The following is an 18,530-nucleotide window of genomic DNA, read 5'->3' on the forward strand; positions in this document are numbered from 1 at the left end:
GGAGTCTGGCTGAGAATAGCGGTCGAGAATAAAATTCAGTAGAACGAGGCCATTTTTTCGATGAATTTGTGCGAATAGTGGCCTATTCAATCAAATTCATCGGAAAAATGGGCCGTTCTTTCTGGATTTTAGGCCGACCTGTCTATTCTCGGTCAGACTCCTAGTATGCCCACAGTTTCAACTGAATTCCTACCGCATATGTACTGGGACTCGAGGGAGTGCTTTGATTCAGATCAATATTTTATCACTCATAATTAATTAAAATATTAACAATCAAAAAGAAAAACCCTTCTACACCCACACATAAAGGACCATCATGAACAGAAACGTTCTCTCATTGGCTATTGCTGCAGCTGTTGCTGTTTCTGCTACATCTGCCCAGGCTTATGAGGCCGGAGACTTTATTTTCCGAGGCGGAATCGCCAGCGTTCAGACCGATGTCGACAGTGGAGGCCTGAAAACCAACGGAGTTGAGGACAAAAATGCGACGGTTGATGTCGATAATGACACTCAGCTGGGTCTCTCCTTCACTTACATGCTATCGGATAAATTTGGCGTTGAGCTGTTAGCCGCGACACCGTTTCAGCACACTCTAACCGGTAAGGGAAACCTGGCCGCACTGGGAGACATTGCTGAAGTTAAACATCTGCCACCAACAGTAAGTTTGCAATACTACCCAATGGATAAAAACTCCAAGTTCCAGCCTTATCTGGGCCTTGGTTTGAATTACACCGTTTTCTTCAGTGAAGATTTTAAAGGCGCAGCCGGTGATAGTTTCAGGGATCTGGAGCTGGACAGCTCAATGGGTCTGAGTGGACAGTTGGGCTTTGACTATCGCCTGAACGAAAACTGGGCCATCAATGCCGCAGTCTGGTATATGGATATCAATACCACAGCCAAGTTCAAGGATAGTGACGGCAATCGCTACAAGCTGGATGCAGAACTGGATCCACTGGTTTATATGGCCGGTGTTTCTTACAAGTTCTGATAAAAGGAAATCCCCGCCAGTGATCCTGGCGGGGTAACGGATCAACCGAAAGGCTGTTCCAGAATAATCGTTTCTACACGATCCGGGCCGGTAGAAACAATGTGGATAGGTGTTCCCACTACTTCTTCCAGACGACGGATGTAGGCACGGGCATTCTCAGGCAGATCATCCAGATTCCTGGCTCCGAAAGTAGATTCACTCCAGCCCGCTACTTCTTCGTAAACCGGTTGAATTTCTTCATACTCTTCAGCATCCACAGGGGTCGTGATGGACTCACCCTGAGCATTCTTGTAGCCAATACAGATCTTGATGGCTTCCAGACCATCCAGAACGTCCAGCTTGGTCAGGCAAAGACCTGACACAGAGTTGATCTGAACAGCCTGACGCAGTGCAATGGCATCAAACCAACCGCAACGACGTGGACGGCCGGTTGTCGCACCAAACTCGTTACCTTTCTTGGCAAGGTGCATACCTACATCGTCAAACAGTTCGGTCGGGAAAGGACCGGAACCAACACGAGTCGTGTACGCTTTGGTAATACCCAGCACGTAGTCCAGATACAGAGGACCAAAACCACTACCGGTGGATACGCCACCAGCCGTTGTATTGGAAGATGTCACGAACGGATAGGTACCGTGATCAATATCCAGCAGAGAGCCCTGAGCACCTTCAAACAGGATATTGTCGCCCTTACCGTGATGCTCATGAACCTTGTCGGTGACACGCTCGATCATCGGTTTGATCTGCTCACCCATGGCCAGAGCTTCATCCAGAGTTTTCTGGAAATCAACCGTATCAGCCTTGTAGAAATGCTCCAGAGCAAAGTTATGGTATTCCATCACTTCTTTCAGCTTCTGGGCAAAACGCTCCGGGTGCAGAAGATCAGCTACACGTAGGCCACGACGAGCGACCTTATCTTCATAGGCAGGGCCAATACCACGACCTGTGGTACCGATTTTCTCCTTGCCGCGAGCAACTTCACGAGCCTGATCAAGGGCAACGTGATAAGGAAGAATCAGCGGACAGGATGGGCTGATACGCAGACGTTCGCGCACAGGAACGCCGCCTTCTTCCAGCTTGTGAATCTCTTTCAGCAGTGCCTCAGGAGACAGTACTACGCCATTACCGATGTAGCATACGACACCTTCACGGAGAATACCTGAAGGAATCAGGTGCAGAACGGTTTTTTCACCGTCAATCACCAGTGTATGGCCGGCGTTATGGCCGCCCTGGAAGCGCACAACCGCCTCAGCCTGCTCAGTCAGCAGATCAACGATTTTGCCCTTACCTTCGTCACCCCATTGAGTGCCCAGTACGACAACAGTCTTACCCATGGTAAACGGTCTCTTACTTTCTAAAATAAACAGACATGACAAAGTGCGGCTCCAGAGTTTTTCTGAGCCGACTCTCATGCATCTGTGACAGGCCGGAGGGTTATACTACAACCCATTCTCCGTCACGGCAGACCAGCTGCCGGTCGCAACCCGTGCCCGCAGCGTCTGTCTCTTGTTCAGGCAGTTGGCAAACTACCCGTTGTCCCTGGCGACGCAACTTCTGCACAACGGCAGGATCAGCATCAACAGGGGCAAATATTGTCATTCGTTCTTCACTGGTTTGAGCTTTCAGATCCAGAAGAGCCTTCAGCTCAATTAATGTTTTCAGATCTGTACTGAAACCAGTCGCAGGACGAGCTCTACCAAAGACTCGTCCTATGCCGTCGTATCGACCCCCTTTGGCTATTGCCTGTCCCTGTCCGGGGACATAAGCAGCAAATACGACGCCTGTATGATAGTTATAGCCGCGCAGCTCACCTATATCGAGATAGAGGTTAGCTGACGGGTAAAGCTCAGCCACTTTGCCAGCAATCATTTCGAGCTGGTCGAGCGCTTTAAAAACAGCTTCTGGCGCTTCTTTTAATAACGCACGGGCTTCACCAATGACACTGGCATTGCCCGCCAGAGACGTCAGCGCTTTAAACATGTTTGCAGTACCTGAAGCTACCTGCCAGTCGGCTAACAGTTCAGACACTTCGCACGCTGCTTTTCTTTGCAGGGCATCAAAGAGCTTTTGCTCCTGATCTTCACTCAGCTCGGCGTACTCCACCAGTGAGCGATAGATCTGAACATGCCCCAGATCCAGGTTAGGTGATTCAATACCCACTGCAGCAAGCGTTTCCAGCATCAGGGATATGACTTCTATGTCACTCTCTACACCGGCATGCCCATACAGTTCAGCACCCAGCTGAATGGGAGACCTTGAAGCCCCCAGAGAGGCAGGACGAGTATGAAAAACACTGCCCACATAGCAAAGTCTTACTGGACCTTTGTCTTTCAGGGTATGAGCATCGATTCTTGCCACCGCAGGGGTTGTATCCGCTCTTAACCCCATGGTGCGACCTGTGAGTTGATCCGTCACTTTGAACGTTTGCAACTCTAGATCATGACCTACGCCTGCTGTCAGCGACTCCATAAACTCCAGATGAGGAGGAATCACCAGTTCATAGCCCCAGCGATCGAATAAATCCAGCATCTCACGACGCAACATTTCTGCCTGGCGTGCTCTGGGTGCCAGAATTTCTTCAATACCATCTGGCAACAACCAGCGATCTGCGACGGTCATAACAGCCCTCTTTTTTTCGCTCATAGAGACTGCTTCAAAAGTAGCCTCTCACCACTATTGCTCACAACGAAAGAAAAATATTTGGCGTCACTTTTACTATGAAAATACATCGCTATCAGACCCGTAATCATTTTCATGTTTCGGGGCGAGCTGCATTTCCCGCTCATGGCTGTTTATACAGCGAATATTCCATGAACAGTTTTTCATTCCCATAGGGAGGAAAAACTGATTTCAGCTGCCCACAGCTATATCCCTGAGCAACAGTAAAGCCAAATATTTTTCCCGATCAATTCACGCTACTACGTGAGCATACTCAGAATAATGAGTCCCACCAACATGCTGCCAAAGCCTGCAAGACGCAGCTGTCGATTATCAATCTCTGACAATTTTGTGACCATATTTCGCCAGCGCTGGGGGTACATAAAAGGCACAACGCCTTCCAATATCAGCATCAGGCTGAAGGCTATGCCCAAATATTGCAACATATCCACAGAATGACTCCGTTATGCACTTAGCTCAAACAGGCCCACAAAAAAACCGGGCAGAACCCGGTTTGCGGTATCATACCACTGGCTGAAGCAGAGTTCACGACCAGCTGTCGATTATTTATCAGTTTCTGGCCAACCACTTGAAATAGCTACTCTGCCTCAGTTTATCTAAATTGCTTCAGAGCAATGCCCAGCAAAAAAATGCCACCTTAAAGGTGGCATTTTCGGGTTTTGACAGGTTACTTCTTACTACCTGACTTATTGTTCAGGTAGTTAAAGAAGTCGCTGTCAGGCTCCAGCAACAGGATATCACCCGTACTGTTGAAGGATTCTTCATAAGCCTTAAGACTACGGGTAAAGGCATAGAACTCAGGGTCCTGGCGGTAAGCTTTGGCATACACGTCAGCAGCCGTCGCATCACCATCACCTCGGACAATCTCAGATTCTTTATAAGCATCTGCCTGAATAATACGCTGCTCACGATCGGCGTTAGCACGGATACCTTCAGCCATTTCCTGACCTTTGGAACGGTACTCCTGCGCCTCTTTCTCACGCTCGGAAGACATACGCTCAAATACGGAGTCACTCACCTGAGGAGGTAAATCAACCCGTTTAACACGCACATCAACCACGGTGACACCCAGCTCTTCTTTGGCCACTTTATCCAGATTACCGGTGAGGTCATTCATCAGTCGGTCACGCTGACCTGAAACCACCTCGTTCAGTGTCAAAGCACCAAACTTGTTTCTCATTCTGGACTCAGCACGCTGAGACAGCAGAGTATTGGCACGGAAGATATCACCGGCTGTAGCCTTGTAGAACTTGGCTACATCAGCAATACGCCACTTAATGTAGGAATCTACAATGACTGCCTTTTGCTCCAGTGTCAGGAAACGCTCGGAGGGCACTTCCAGATGCTGAAGACGAGCATCAAAGATGCGAACGTTATCCACAAACGGGAATTTGAAGTGAAGACCCGGTTTCAGGTCATCACCCACCAACTGTCCAAATCGGAGCTGGACAGCACGTTCACGCTCGTTAATGACAAACAGGCTACCCCAGGCGAGTATCAGAACGACCAGGCCAACGATAAGGGCTGTAAAACCTTTCTGACTCATCGTCCAACCCTCCCGCTGCTACGTGCACTGTTCACTCGTTTATTTAGCTCCTCTGCAACCCGGTTGCTGATATCTGACAAATCCTGACTGCTCAAATCTGTAGACTGTCCGGAAGGCATGGATGACTTACCCTGAGTCAGACGATCCAGAGGCAGATACATCATGTTATTACCTCCCTTGACGTCTACCAGTACCTTACTGGTGTTACTGAGAACAGTTTGTACGGTATCGATGTACAGACGCTCACGGGTCACATCAGGAGCACGATGATATTCTGTCAACAGCTTGGTGAAACGTTCAGCCTCACCTTCAGCTCTGGCTACGGTTTCGTCACGATAAGCATTGGCTTCCTCAATAGTCCGCTGAGCTTTACCACGAGCTTCCGGGATTACTTTGTTAGCGTATGCTTCTGCCTTGTTCTTGGCACGCTGCTCGTCTTCACGGGCACGGATCACGTCATCAAAAGCTGCCTGAACCTCTTTGGGAGGCTGGGCACTTTCAATGTTGACCTTACCAATACGCAGGCCTGTTCCATAGTTGTCCTGGTAATCCTGAAGTCGCTTACGGACTTCCTGCCCCATAACCTCACGGCCCTGAGTCAGTACCTGGTACATTTCAGAGCTGCCGACCACATGACGCAGAGCACTCTGAGTAGCCTGCTCAAGACTCATCAGAGGCTTGGCAACATTCAGAACATACTTTTGAACATCATCAATGTTGTACTGGACCGACATGGACACTTCTACAATGTTCTCATCTTCCGTCAACATCTGCTGTCGCAGGTTATAGGTACGAAGCTCTGTTACCTTTTCCTGATATTTGCTTTCTATTGGTGGGAAGTACATGTGCAGACCGGGTCCAACGGTCTCCGTATATACTCCGAAGCGCAGAATAACGGCACGCTCTTTCTCATCGACGGTGTAAACCGCATTCCAGAGATAAGCGACAATGGCTAGCACAATAATTCCGATGAACATTCCAGAAAAGGAACCAGAATCATTGTTACCACCTGAACTGCCTCCACTCTTGCCGCCACCGAACATAGAGTTCAGCTTATCCTGCAGCTTGCGAAATGCATCATCCAGGTCAGGCGGCCCTTGATTTTTACCACCGCCTTTATTATTTCCACTACCCCATGGATCCTGGCTGTTTCCACCCGGCTCGTTCCAGGCCATATATGTCTCCGTAGAGTCAGTAACGAATTCACTGCCCAGCTGGTGCGTCAGGACTTGCATCGTCCAAACTGGCTCTGTGAGCAAACTATTTACTGTAAAGCCAGAACCTTACCATCAGGCATAGCTCTTTTTTTACAGTAGCTAAATGACAATCCATAAGGCGATCGGCCAGACAGATCAATGAACGTGACCTTGCCCGGCCAGGCGTAGTGCCGCTATCAGAGTGCCCCAGCCAACCCATAAAACAAAGGTATGACAAGGACAGGAAATATTCAGCACTTTTCAGGCACCACGACTTTCGGCGACGGACTAAGGCTAATTATGTCGTTCTAGGCCAGATTGTAGAGTTTGGATAGCAGGAAGTGCAAGCTCATATTAGTAATCTCCACATCTTCCTGGCACAGGAATAGTCATCAAACCGGTGCAAACCTACCCTTCTCTCAGGCAATCTGCCTGCAATCCTTCCTGTTTAGCGACCCGCTCAAAGTCACTTCTGGGCATACGAATATCAAGCAGCAGCTCACCATTATCAGAATACTCTTCTGACTGGATTGCTCCTAAACGGTACAAACGTGCTCTAACCTTTCCCTGAGCAGCCTGCAGTTGCAAGCGCCCCTGAACCATATCATCGCCCAGCAGCTCGGTAATCGCCTGTTCAATGAGTTCCAGACCCGCACCGGTTTTGGCCGAAACCCAAACTCTTTCAGGCAGACCATTATCGTCACGCTGAATCTTTGGCACAACTTCAGCCAACAGATCGATCTTGTTGTAGATCTGTAATGTTGGCACGTCATTGGCATCAATTTCTTTAAGGACCTCATGGACCTCTTTGATATTTTCCAGACGTTCAGGGTCGTGGGCATCAATCACATGCAACAACAAGTCAGCCTGACGGGTTTCTTCCAGCGTCGCTCTGAAAGCCTCTACCAGCTTATGCGGCAAGTGACGGATAAATCCAACGGTATCGGCCAGAATAACAGGCCCCAGATCAGCAAGGTCCAGTCTGCGCAACGTAGGGTCCAATGTTGCAAACAACTGATCCTGAGCATAAACATCTGACTGGGTCATGCTATTGAACAAGGTCGACTTGCCAGCATTGGTATAGCCTACAAGAGAGACCTGTGGCACCTCAGCACGCTTTCGAGAACGACGTCCCTGCTCACGCTGTTTACGCACTTTTTGCAATCTACGGGTGATGCTCTTAATTCTCGCCCGGAGCAATCTACGGTCTGTTTCCAGCTGGGTTTCACCCGGCCCCCGAAGACCAATACCGCCTTTTTGTCTTTCAAGGTGAGTCCAGCCACGAATCAACCGGGTACTCATGTATTCCAGCTGGGCTAACTCGACCTGCAACTTACCTTCAAAGGTTCTGGCACGCTGGGCAAAAATATCCAGTATCAGCCCGGTACGGTCGATGACCCGACACTCCAGCTCTTTCTCAAGGTTTCTGGCCTGACTGGGAGACAGAGCATGATTCACCAAAACCACTTCGGCTTTGTGCTGTAAAACAGACTGACGAATTTCTTCTACTTTGCCAGGACCGACAAAATAACGGGGAGAGGGAGATCGGACATTCACTGTGATAAATGCGAGGGTTTCAATTCCTGCAGAACGGACCAGCTCCATAAATTCCTGCGGATCTTCCCGTTCCTTGTCTTCACTCATATCCGGATGAACAAGGATTGCACTTTCACCACCTTCATGGCGCTCAAAAAACAAACAGAACTCCTGAAATTATTCTCTTCCGCGATGGTATAACCATGAAAATATAAGACACCGGTATTTTAAATATCAGCAGTGCACAGTATTTTTCTTTCGCTAGGGGTCAATAACCATGAACAGGCGTCGCTCTTGAATGATTCAGCCTTTGGCGGCATGCAGCAGGACGACACATTTTCTCATGGCTGCTAACTGTCACTGTACTTCATATACAGAACAGGATGATATCGGAACGGTCTGAATAGATTGCCGAAAACAGACTACCGGTGGTTTAACAGTATACTGCCCGGTTCTTATTCTACACAGCTGTTTTTCATAAAACTCATAAACGCCAAAAGGCGCTATAAAGCGCCTTTCAGTCAACCAGCAAAAAATTATTCCTGCTCGTCGTGCTCGGCCATACCTTCCTGACCCTGCATTGGCAGGCGTACCGGACGGCTTGGCACTACAGTGGATACTGCGTGCTTGTAAACCATCTGGCTAACAGTGTTTTTCAGAAGGATTACGAACTGATCGAAAGATTCGATCTGCCCCTGGAGTTTAATGCCGTTTACCAGATATATGGAAACTGGCACGCGCTCTTTACGCAGCACATTAAGGTAAGGGTCTTGTAGAGAATGCCCTTTTGACATTTCTGTACTCCTTATTAATTCTCGGATTTTGAATAGCCTTTGTTCACTTCTAGGTGGGCTATTCGTTTGACCGGCAGCGCCAGTACCTGATTGTTCAATCTGTGTACAGCCCAGAAATTTAGCTGGGCAACAGTAAGCGATGCCCCGCACTGCCATCAATAGGTAATACTAGCTACTCATGCCGGACCTGCAGAAACTATTGCAGGTGCTTACGTACCAGTCTTTTCCAATGCTTTAAACCAATACAAAGCCGAGGTCAGGAGACTCGTACAGAAATCACTCGCTTATTATCCCTTATATATGGACGGGATTCAGCCATTTCAAGGCATCTTCTACCCTGTTTTCTGACAAGCTGTCCAGCCAGTGGACATCCGACCAGCTTCTTAACCAGGTCAACTGCCGCTTGGCCAGTTGTCGGGTAGCGATCACACCTCTTTCCACCATGGTGGAATAGTCCATCTCTCCTTCAAGATACCCCCAAACCTGGCGATAACCAACTGCCCTGATGGAAGGCAGTGAAATATCCAGGTCACCCCGTTCATAGAGGGCTTTCACTTCATCGATAAAGTGTCCGTCCAGCATCTGTTTGAAGCGCGTTTCAATCCTTTGGTGAAGGACTGCGCGGTCTTTGGGGGCAATGGCCAAGTTCACGACATTATAGGGTAAACGACTGGATTCCTGCTCTTGATGCCAGAGTGAAAGTGCCCTGCCTGTCGCATGGTAGACTTCCAGAGCCCTTTGCAGCCGCTGGGTATCTGTTGGCTTGATACGAGCAGCCGCCACAGGATCAACCGTTTTCAGCTCTTCATGAAGTGCATGCCAGCCTTCGGACTGAGCTCTATTCATCAGAGCTTCTCTGATCTCAGGGTCAGCTGCTGGCAAGGTAGCTAACCCGTCTCGAAGCGCCTTGAAATAGAGCATGGTACCTCCCACAAGCAGAGGTATATTTCCCCTATTAGTAATTTCCGTCATTTCCCTGAGAGCGTCCACACGAAAGTCTGCCGCTGAGTAAGGTTCGGAAGGATCCCGAATATCAATCAGTCGGTGTGGGACACGTGCCAACTCTTCTGCCGTGGGCTTGGCGGTCCCGATATCCATACCTTTGTAGACCAGAGCGGAATCAACGCTGATCAGCTCACAAGGCAACTTCTCTGCCAGCTGAATAGCCAGATCCGTTTTGCCGGATGCCGTGGGCCCCATCAGAAAAATAGCCGGTGGCAGTTTTTCTTCAGAAAGGTCTGTCTGTGTATTCGGATCGGATGCCATAACCAGAAAAATAAAGCATTATTAGAAAAAACGGGGGCTGAGTGTACCTGAAGCGTTCCCGGGATCAAAAGCGATAGACTGAAAACCAGAAAAATAGTTCCTTAGCCAACTGAATTTTAATCCCATAGATAAACGACAGAGGGTATCTGGAACTGTACAAAAACAGTCTGCTATTGAGCCCATTGCAAAACCCCTTTGAGCCAATACCTCATTGGCATCTCTCGATAATGCCCATAATCTGATTTTTTTGACCATACTTACTGCTGTTTGATCTGAGCACTCAGACACTCCATCTTCCTTTTACTCTCATACAGAGAGTCCTATTCAGTATGAGTCAATCATGAAACATCTTTCGCCCTTCAAAACTTCCGGTTTAAAGGCACTGACCCTGGCCATTACCGGTGCAATGACTACCGCTGCTCTAGCCTCTCACCCTCTTTATAAGTCTGTTTACAGCTTTGGAGACAGTTTGTCAGACACGGGCAACCCGGGCCCTAGCCTGACTGAAGCCAGTATTGCCACGAAAATCAACATCAAGGCACAGAGTTCTGGTGGCAGCGCTTTTGCCAACATCACCCGCGAACGTTTCTTTTCTGACCTGACGGTAAACTACCTGAATCTCGACCATCACAATAAACGTGGATTTAACCTGAGCTCACAACAGCGCAGGGAAAGCAGCTCAACCAGCGGCAAACTCTATGGAGCTGTTCTGGATGCCGGACATGCACTATACGACGACGGTTTAATAAAAGCAGACCCCATTGTTACAGGCAGTTATCAGCTCGCCAAAGCCAACGACCATGAAACCGATTACCAGATGATTCAACTGGGCATTTCCTAGTCCTATAAGCCCCTTTCCGGACTTTCTGGTATTCACTGAGTAAAACACCCAGCAAAAATGTTAATGCAAACAAAGGTTTATCATGAAATCTTTTTCTTCTTTCAAGCCCTCTTTGCCAAAAGCTATTTCAGCAGCATTGCTCTCCATAATGATATCCCAGGCTCATTCGGATGAGCTTTTCAGTCAGATCTTCGGGTTTGGAGACAGTCTTTCTGATATCGGAAACCTCAAGGCACCTGTCATGGGAATGGAAGTACCCCTTATTTTTACCGATAAGACCGTCACATTTCAGAACGTATCCAGCACTTTAAAGCTTAACCTTCGCCCTTCAGTGGATGGTGGTAATGACTACGCCGTAGCGGGCAATACCAGCAAAGAGATCCTGTTATCCGTTACGTCTGATACCCCCTACACTCCGAATGCCAACCAAGCCTTCATTCAGGCTCAAAAACAAAATACCTTTTTCATGAAATACCAGGGACAGGCGGATAGGAAAGCTCTCTACCTACTAATGGGCGGTGGCAATGATGTAAAAGATATCGTTAACAAATCACGAACACCGCTCCATGCCGCCCAGAATCTCATCGAAAGCGCCAATGCTCTTCACAACTTTGGTGCCCGCTATATCATTATAACGAATGTACCCGATGTTGGAGAAACACCGGGAGGCGAAAATCTGCTCAAGGACTCCAGAGCTCAGCTGAATCTGGCCAGCAATCAAATAAACAGCGCCTTACTCAATAATCTCCATAAATCCCAGGCTAATATGCTTTTCCTGAACCTGAATGGACTGGTTAAAGAAGTATCCCAAAATCCGGCTTCTTTCGGCTTCGTTGATTTACCCCCGCAAAATGTTCCAATTACCTGCATGGTTAACAAAGACCCTGGCGTTCCCTGCGTAGCTCCCTCCAACGGGTCTGCCAGAATCATTACTGGCGATGCACAGAAGTCCGTTTACTGGGACGGATTTCACGGCACCAGTGTCATGAATAGAATTGCCAGCGACTACATTCTGCAGGCGATCAGAGGGGCCACCGAAATAGGCAGCCTCCCAAGAATTGCGGATTCTCATTCAACGACTCTGGACAACAGTATTTTTAATGAAATGGCACAACATCGCTGGCAAGAACTGGAGCCTGGTACTTTGTCATTCTTTGGCGGCGGAGCCGGAGTAGAAAATCAGATTTATGATGCTGTTGATAATAAAACCAATGACAGCAAGGGCTATTTCATCCATGCAGGTCTTCACTACCAGCTGACTGAAGGACTCAAGCTGGGTGCGGCCCTGCAAGGAGCTGAAACCCGGCACGAACCGGAACAGTCCAACTATAAAACCGACAGCGTCGGTGGCAGTCTTTTTGTCAGCTATCAACGGGAAAGATTCTTTTCCAACGCCGCAGTGAACTATCTTGATCTCGATTACAAAAATAAGCGCGGCTTCCATTTAGGTGCTCATACTCGTAAAGAAAGCAGCTCCACTTCAGGCAAACTCTATGGTTTAACACTGGATGCTGGCTATGCGCTCTATGACAACGGACAACTCAAAGCAGGCCCCATTGTTTCGGCCAGCTACCACAAATCATCAACCGATGGCTTTACCGAGTCCGGAGATAACCAGACCGCTATGGTATTCGGGGATCAGGAGCTGGATTTCAAGAATGCTGCAGCAGGCGTTTTTCTGGATGCCATTAACGACAAAACACGTTTAGGTATCCAGATTGATTACAACAAAGACCTCAATAACGATGATCTGAGAACAATCAATCTACAACAGAAAGGCATTTCCCGTATGGCTTACTTACCAGCAGATATCAGCAACAACGATGCTTTGCGAATGAAAGTTAGATTAGGACACAACTTGACACCTGAAGTGGAAGTTTACGGCAGCTATCAGGTCAGCAAGGCGGATGACTATCAGACTGATTATCAGGCCTTGCAACTGGGAATATCCTGGTCTCTCTAAAACCAGACCGCTCAAGAATGGCAGGATCTGGTCTGAGATCAGTGTTCAAGAAGTTCTCTTAACTCTGCTGACGGCTGTTTCGTCAGCAGAGCTTCTACACTCTCAACCAGATCCTGAATGAACAGGTCATTATTCACACCTGCTGGCAGTTTTTTTCCAAACTCGGATATCTGGGCATAGTTAGCCAGCCCATTAAACAATGTTGAGAGAATGACGACTGTACGGGTAAATAATAAAGGCTCAGGCAGCTCCAATCCGGCTTTCCTCATAAACTTCCACAGTCGCTCAGATGAAAAGTGGTTGGCAATATCATCCTGATGCAGATAGGGAAATTTTCTATCGCCAAACAGCTGGGCCGTGATCCTGATGTAACTAAGCCCTCCTTTGGCACTCAACCGGTTCGCCAGCGGGATAACAATAGCCCTGGCAATATCCTTTCCAGATACCGACCGTTGCTTCTCAAACTCATCGAGCATCTTGTTTCTGTCTTCATCGATACAGAACAGATGCTTGTGGATAATCGCTTCTATCAACTCTTTCTTGCCACCGAAATGATATTGCAGTGCCGAGCGATTCTTCTGACCCGCTTTATGATTAATCTCAGTCAGGGTGACGTTTTCAACCCCTTTGGTAGCAAACAGCTTTTCGGCAATGGCGATAATACGCGCCTTGGTCGCAGCGGTATCCTGACGCATGGGCAACTCCTTTTTATCCAGACTACTATAGACGTGTATTACAGAACCGCAGCGGCCTGATCATCAGAACTGAAAACAAAGCAATAATGGCTGCATTTTCAAATCGAAAGCCGAAGTTTACACCCAGAAGCCAAATCCACTAAACGATAAAGTCGAACAGCAAAATGCCACTGACTGCAAACGTAACGGCTGAACAGATGTTTACAACTAATATCATATTTTGTATGGTTCAACCTAATATTTAAGTCTTAACTCTTAAGTTCAAGCATGAAGACGTTGTACATGCCAGGCGGTCTTGAGGACAGAAGGGACATTGATAACCAACCCTTTACCTAAAAAGCCAAGCAGATGGAAAATAAGAATGAAAAAGACATTACGTGCTGTTCTGATGGCAGGCGTTGCCGTTGGACTGGCAGGCTGCGGATCAGATGAACCCACCACAACATCCCAGGTAAAAGCAGAAGGCGAGACAAAAGAGCCTATTTACCAACCCCATGACTGGCAGCCAAAAACAAGAGATTTGGATGGCTTTGGCAGGGAGTACACCGATGCCATCAAAATAGTCGATGGCATTTATCAGGCTCGAGGGACTGCCAATGCAGTCATGGTTGAAACGGATGAAGGAAACATTCTGATTGATACCGGTCTGGCAGGTCGTCCTCTGCAGGAAAATACTCTGGCCGACAAGCTTAACCGGGTGAATGGTAAGCCTTTCTCGCATATTGTCCTGACACACGCTCACGCTGATCACTATTCCGGTATTAAAGAATTTGCCAACGATGATACTGAAGTCATTGTTCAAAGAGAGTTTCTGTTCAATCAGCAATACCTGAAAGATCTTATTCCTCATGTTATGCCAAAGAACAAACTGTTCTTCCCTAACGACATTCCGGACCTGCCTGACTTTGGTGGACTGACCACCAAGTTGATTCAGAAAGCCTACCCGATTGTGGAGCCGGAAACCGTTATTGACAGCGAGCCTTATGAGTTCACTACCGGAGGTCAGAAGTTCGTCGTATACCATACGCCTGGTGCAGAAGGTTACGACAACGTCTCTGTCTGGATGCCTGAACGAAAAATCCTGTTTACCGGTGACGTATTCGGTCACATGTTTGGTATGTGGCCAAACCTGACTACGATACGGGGTGAGCGGGCACGCTTTACTCGTCCTTATGTAGAGTCATTAAACCTGATGCTGGAGCTGGAACCGGAAATGATCATTCCCAGTCATTTCTATCCTGTACAAGGTAAGGAGTACATCAAGGAAACCATCACCCGCACCCGTGATGCCGTTCAGTATGTGGACGATGCTGTTATTGAAGGCATGAATGCCGGTAAAGATGTTTATACCCTGATGGAAGAGATTAAGCTGCCAGAAGAACTCTATCTGTTCGAAGCTCATGGCAAGCTGTCCTGGGGCGTTAAAAGTATCTGGGAGGCCTACACAGGCTGGTTCAAAATGGAAACCGCTAATGAAATGTACAGTGTTCCCATGCAAGCCACATACCCGGAGCTGATTGAACTGGTAGGCAGTACTGGCCCTATCATTAATAAAGCTCAATCCAACCTGGACTCAGGTGAACTGGAAAAAGCGCTCTATTTCATTGAAATGGTAGAAGCCGTTGAGCCCGAAAATGCCCAGAATAAAAAGCTCAAGTACGATGTTCTTGTCGCTATGAAAGAGCGAGCTAATGATATTAATCACTATGAAACCATGTTCCTGAACGATCTGGTTACTAGAGCGAAAGCTGCTCTATAAGCCTTCTCAGAGCACTGATGGCAGCTGTGATCCACAACAGCTGCCATTCACCCTGATTTTATCGTCCTCTCAAAAACAACTTATCCAACTGATCCAGTGTCAGCAAAGTCCAGGTCGGCCTGCCATGATTACATTGCCCACTGCGCTCTGTTCGCTCCATATCACGAAGCAATGCATTCATCTCTTCGATTGAAAGACGACGATTGGCTCTTACAGAGCCATGGCATGCCATTGTTGCTAAAACTTCATTGATCTGACTTTCTACACGATCACTGCCACCGTGCTGCATCAAATCAGAAAGAACATCACGAACCAGCTTTTCTACGTCGGCATTGTGAAGCATGACGGGTACTTGTCGGACCAGAAGCGTTTCTGGCCCCATACGCTCCAGAGCCAGCCCAAGCTTTTTGAAATACTCCGAGTTTTCTTCTGCACAGGTCGCCTCACGATCACTGACGGCAATGGACTTGGGCACCAGCAGTGGCTGAGCTTTGACCCCATCAGCATGCCATGAGACCTTCATTCGCTCATAAGTAATGCGTTCATGGGCTGCGTGCATATCAACCAGAATCATGCCCTGCTCATTTTCAGAAAGAATGAAAATACCTTTCAACTGGGCGATGGCAAAACCCAATGGCGGTATATCCGCCGTCTGCTCAGGTAAATTAACGGGTGCAGCTTGCATAACGGATACATCATTGACAGCTAACGACTGACCTTCCTGAACTGACGCCTGTTCTGACGCGCCAGAAGCATACAGCGAGCTGTATGCTTGCATCTGTTTCTGAACCTGACCAGGCTCAGGTGTTTCTCTCACCAGTCTGGCTCCGGAGCCGGCTGAAGACGATCCAGACGCATTTTCAAAAGAATAGGAGGTCGTGGCAGGCACCGATGACAAGTGCATGCTTTCCTGGTTTTTGAACTCTCCACCTTCAATACCCGACGCCCGTGTTTGTGGCTGTGAAGACAATGCCCCGGAAGGCAGCTGATCTTCTGGCGACACCTCACCTAAAGCACGGTGTAATGTACTGAAGAGGAAATTATGTACGGTGCGGCCATCTCTGAATCTAACTTCATGCTTGGTTGGGTGTACGTTGACATCGACCAGAGCTGGGTCCAGATCGAGATACAAGACAAATGTTGGATGTCTACCGCCGTATAACACATCACGATAAGCCTGACGAACAGCATGGGCTACCAGTCTGTCCCTGATAACCCGACCGTTTACAAAGAAATACTGCAGATCAGCGCTGGATCGAGAAAAAGTCGGTAATCCAACCCAGCCCCAGAGTTTCAGCCCTGATACTTCAACATCAACAATAACCGAGTTTTCTATAAACTTTGGTCCACACAATGAGGCCACTCTGCGATCTTTCTCTGCCTGAGTATTGCAAGGTCTCAACTGATGGATGCTGCGCTGGTTATGCCTGAGACTAAACCCCGCATCGAACCTGGAGAGAGCCAATCGCTTAACCACCTCTTCAAGATGTGAAAACTCTGTTTTTTCAGTTCTCAGAAATTTACGGCGGGCTGGCGTATTGAAGAAAAGATCTTTCACTTCAATCGTGGTACCCACCGGATGGGGGGCCGGATTCACAACAGCCTCCATATCTCGCCCTTCGGTACGAACCTGCCAGCCAGATTCCTGCCCTTCAGTATGAGAGGTGAGTGTTAGACGAGAGACAGAACTGATGGATGCCAGAGCCTCTCCCCTGAACCCCAGAGTCCCCACGCCTTCCAGATCTTCCAGTTCAGAGATCTTGCTGGTTGCATGCCGTGACAAGGCCAAAGCCAGATCATCTTTGGCAATACCGTGACCGTCATCACGAATTCGGATCAGTTTGGCTCCACCGCTTTCCACCTCAACATTGACTCTTTTTGCCCCGGCATCAAGACTGTTTTCCAGCAGCTCTTTAACAACCGATGCAGGGCGCTCAACCACTTCACCAGCAGCAATCTGGTTAGCAAGGCGGGTATCGAGTAAACGAATAGGTTTCATAGAAGAAGCTAAATCAGTCCAGTCTTATGAGAATTGAAGAGTTGCCAGAAAGACTATCAGTGTCTCTCTGCTTTTGCCAAGTATGGGCAAGCCATTAACTTGCGCTAATACCCCAGCAAACTATACACCAGAGTTGGAGCCCAACTCATTGTCAGATCAACCAGTGCCGGAGCTGCGTTACGGTCATAGTAAAGAGCCGACATCTCGTTCTTGAAATCCTTGAGCCGCCACAGAGTCAGCATGGCAGGTATAAACTGACAACCAGGAATGGTGTAGCCCAATAATGTCAGAGCCGGAAGTAAAGGACTGGCTGAACCACACAATTTAGCCACCTGAAGAATGCGTCGGCCGAGATTTTCACTGACTTCATAATGTACCCTGTCTTTCATGACGCCTTTCAGTAACTGCTGCAGTTGATCTATTTTTTCCTCTGAGACAATCTGGGTAGCAGCCCCTTTCACCTTTCCCCCTGCCGGAGCCAGAATATCAGCTGACTTGACCAGAAACTCCCAGACTTTATTTTCAAGTTCAGGAACGGGTAAACCGGTAGTTAAATCAACCGCCGGTGATTCTGCAGACACTTCCTCCAGCTTCATTTCTTTTGACAAGGCTTCCAGCTCTTTTGCCAACTTTCGTTGCTCTTCTTGAGCTTCAATTTCTTTTTGTATTTCTTTCTGTTTCCAGACTTGCTCTGGCACTAGTTGCTGTCGCCTGAAACGCGGACGGTTTTCTACCGGTGGCTGCTGAGGCCTCCGTATGGAAGGACCAGGCGGAGCTATTGCAGACTGATCTCTCCTGACCACCTGTTCACAAATTTCAGGCATCAGCTCAATCAGAGTTTCCGCCTGTTTTTTTCTCTTGGGAACATATCCCAGTGTTGAGTAATGGATCAGGAGAGAAGCGATATCTTCCAGCCAACCCAGTAGTCCCTTTGAAGACGGCTGAACAGCAGAGTCAGGTACTGGGCATTCTGTAATGATCTCATACGATTCCAGTAAATCAGACAGGTCGACTTCCGGCGCTTCAAGCGCTGGAGAAGAAATAGAAAAGTTCTCAAATTCAGCAATAGATCGATTATCCAACTTTTTAACGGAATCGCTAAACACGCGGTTTTCAGGTCGGCAGATCCTGTTATCCTGGTTGAAGAGACGTTCTGATCTGACATGGGGAGACAGCTCATCATTTAATGAGCTGGTTGAACTGACTGGCAATGGATTGACTGAAGCCCCCACATGCATGGCCATTCCCCCGTGAATTTATTTCCACAT

The 18,530-nt window shown here is 48.1% G+C and carries 15 protein-coding genes; 4 read left to right on the plus strand and 11 right to left on the minus strand.

Annotated elements, in window-relative coordinates:
* Positions 1-316 precede the first annotated feature (316 nt).
* Complete coding sequence (locus GZ78_RS10945; RefSeq protein ID WP_034835373.1) at positions 317-988, plus strand: OmpW/AlkL family protein; 672 nt, start codon at positions 317-319, stop codon at positions 986-988.
* A 41-nt stretch (positions 989-1,029) separates the two neighbouring features.
* Here GZ78_RS10945 and GZ78_RS10950 read toward each other — a convergent pair whose 3' ends face one another.
* From GZ78_RS10950 to miaA, 8 genes are all read right to left on the minus strand, one after another.
* Positions 1,030-2,322 (minus strand): adenylosuccinate synthase, encoded by a 1,293-nt coding sequence (locus tag GZ78_RS10950; protein ID WP_034836459.1) that lies wholly within the window; start codon positions 2,320-2,322, stop codon positions 1,030-1,032.
* Positions 2,323-2,422: 100 nt separating this feature from the next.
* Positions 2,423-3,631: an ATP phosphoribosyltransferase regulatory subunit gene (locus GZ78_RS10955; RefSeq protein WP_456236226.1), complete on the minus strand. Its 1,209-nt coding sequence runs from the start codon at positions 3,629-3,631 to the stop codon at positions 2,423-2,425.
* 275 nt (positions 3,632-3,906) lie between these two features.
* On the minus strand, positions 3,907-4,092 hold the full coding sequence (locus tag GZ78_RS10960; protein ID WP_034835375.1) for a DUF2065 domain-containing protein: 186 nt from the start codon (positions 4,090-4,092) through the stop codon (positions 3,907-3,909).
* Between the two features lie 242 nt (positions 4,093-4,334).
* Positions 4,335-5,213 (minus strand): protease modulator HflC, encoded by an 879-nt coding sequence (gene hflC, locus GZ78_RS10965; RefSeq protein WP_034835377.1) that lies wholly within the window; start codon positions 5,211-5,213, stop codon positions 4,335-4,337.
* Positions 5,210-6,388, minus strand: a complete 1,179-nt coding sequence (hflK, locus tag GZ78_RS10970) for an FtsH protease activity modulator HflK (protein ID WP_034836465.1) — start codon at positions 6,386-6,388, stop codon at positions 5,210-5,212. The genes hflC and hflK overlap by 4 nt, the downstream gene beginning before the upstream one ends.
* Positions 6,389-6,817: 429 nt before the next feature.
* Positions 6,818-8,107 (minus strand): ribosome rescue GTPase HflX, encoded by a 1,290-nt coding sequence (hflX, locus tag GZ78_RS10975; protein ID WP_034835379.1) that lies wholly within the window; start codon positions 8,105-8,107, stop codon positions 6,818-6,820.
* A gap of 374 nt (positions 8,108-8,481) precedes the next feature.
* Positions 8,482-8,739, minus strand: a complete 258-nt coding sequence (gene hfq, locus GZ78_RS10980; RefSeq protein ID WP_034836467.1) for an RNA chaperone Hfq — start codon at positions 8,737-8,739, stop codon at positions 8,482-8,484.
* Positions 8,740-9,033: 294 nt separating this feature from the next.
* The gene (miaA, locus tag GZ78_RS10985) at positions 9,034-10,005 is read right to left on the minus strand and encodes a tRNA (adenosine(37)-N6)-dimethylallyltransferase MiaA (protein WP_051786062.1); all 972 of its coding nucleotides are present in this window, start codon (positions 10,003-10,005) and stop codon (positions 9,034-9,036) included.
* A 340-nt stretch (positions 10,006-10,345) separates the two neighbouring features.
* Here miaA and GZ78_RS10990 point away from each other — a divergent pair, with 340 nt between their 5' ends.
* Positions 10,346-10,846 (plus strand): autotransporter domain-containing protein, encoded by a 501-nt coding sequence (locus GZ78_RS10990; protein ID WP_034835380.1) that lies wholly within the window; start codon positions 10,346-10,348, stop codon positions 10,844-10,846.
* A gap of 82 nt (positions 10,847-10,928) precedes the next feature.
* The gene (locus GZ78_RS10995) at positions 10,929-12,809 is read left to right on the plus strand and encodes an autotransporter domain-containing protein (protein ID WP_081869792.1); all 1,881 of its coding nucleotides are present in this window, start codon (positions 10,929-10,931) and stop codon (positions 12,807-12,809) included.
* 38 nt (positions 12,810-12,847) lie between these two features.
* Here the strand turns inward: GZ78_RS10995 and GZ78_RS27405 are convergent, their stop codons facing one another.
* A complete protein-coding gene (locus GZ78_RS27405) occupies positions 12,848-13,504 on the minus strand; it encodes a TetR/AcrR family transcriptional regulator (RefSeq protein ID WP_051786063.1) in 657 nt (218 codons plus the stop codon).
* A gap of 361 nt (positions 13,505-13,865) precedes the next feature.
* Between GZ78_RS27405 and GZ78_RS11005 the strand changes: the two genes are divergently transcribed.
* Positions 13,866-15,263, plus strand: a complete 1,398-nt coding sequence (locus GZ78_RS11005) for an MBL fold metallo-hydrolase (protein WP_034835383.1) — start codon at positions 13,866-13,868, stop codon at positions 15,261-15,263.
* 58 nt (positions 15,264-15,321) lie between these two features.
* Here GZ78_RS11005 and mutL read toward each other — a convergent pair whose 3' ends face one another.
* Together mutL and GZ78_RS11015 are read right to left on the minus strand one after the other, a co-directional pair.
* Positions 15,322-17,262 (minus strand): DNA mismatch repair endonuclease MutL, encoded by a 1,941-nt coding sequence (gene mutL, locus GZ78_RS11010; protein ID WP_034835385.1) that lies wholly within the window; start codon positions 17,260-17,262, stop codon positions 15,322-15,324.
* 104 nt (positions 17,263-17,366) lie between these two features.
* The gene (locus tag GZ78_RS11015; RefSeq protein WP_161787362.1) at positions 17,367-18,368 is read right to left on the minus strand and encodes a hypothetical protein; all 1,002 of its coding nucleotides are present in this window, start codon (positions 18,366-18,368) and stop codon (positions 17,367-17,369) included.
* Between the last annotated feature and the right edge of the window lie 162 nt (positions 18,369-18,530).

This window comes from Endozoicomonas numazuensis (genome assembly GCF_000722635.1).
Lineage (GTDB): Bacteria > Pseudomonadota > Gammaproteobacteria > Pseudomonadales > Endozoicomonadaceae > Endozoicomonas_A > Endozoicomonas_A numazuensis.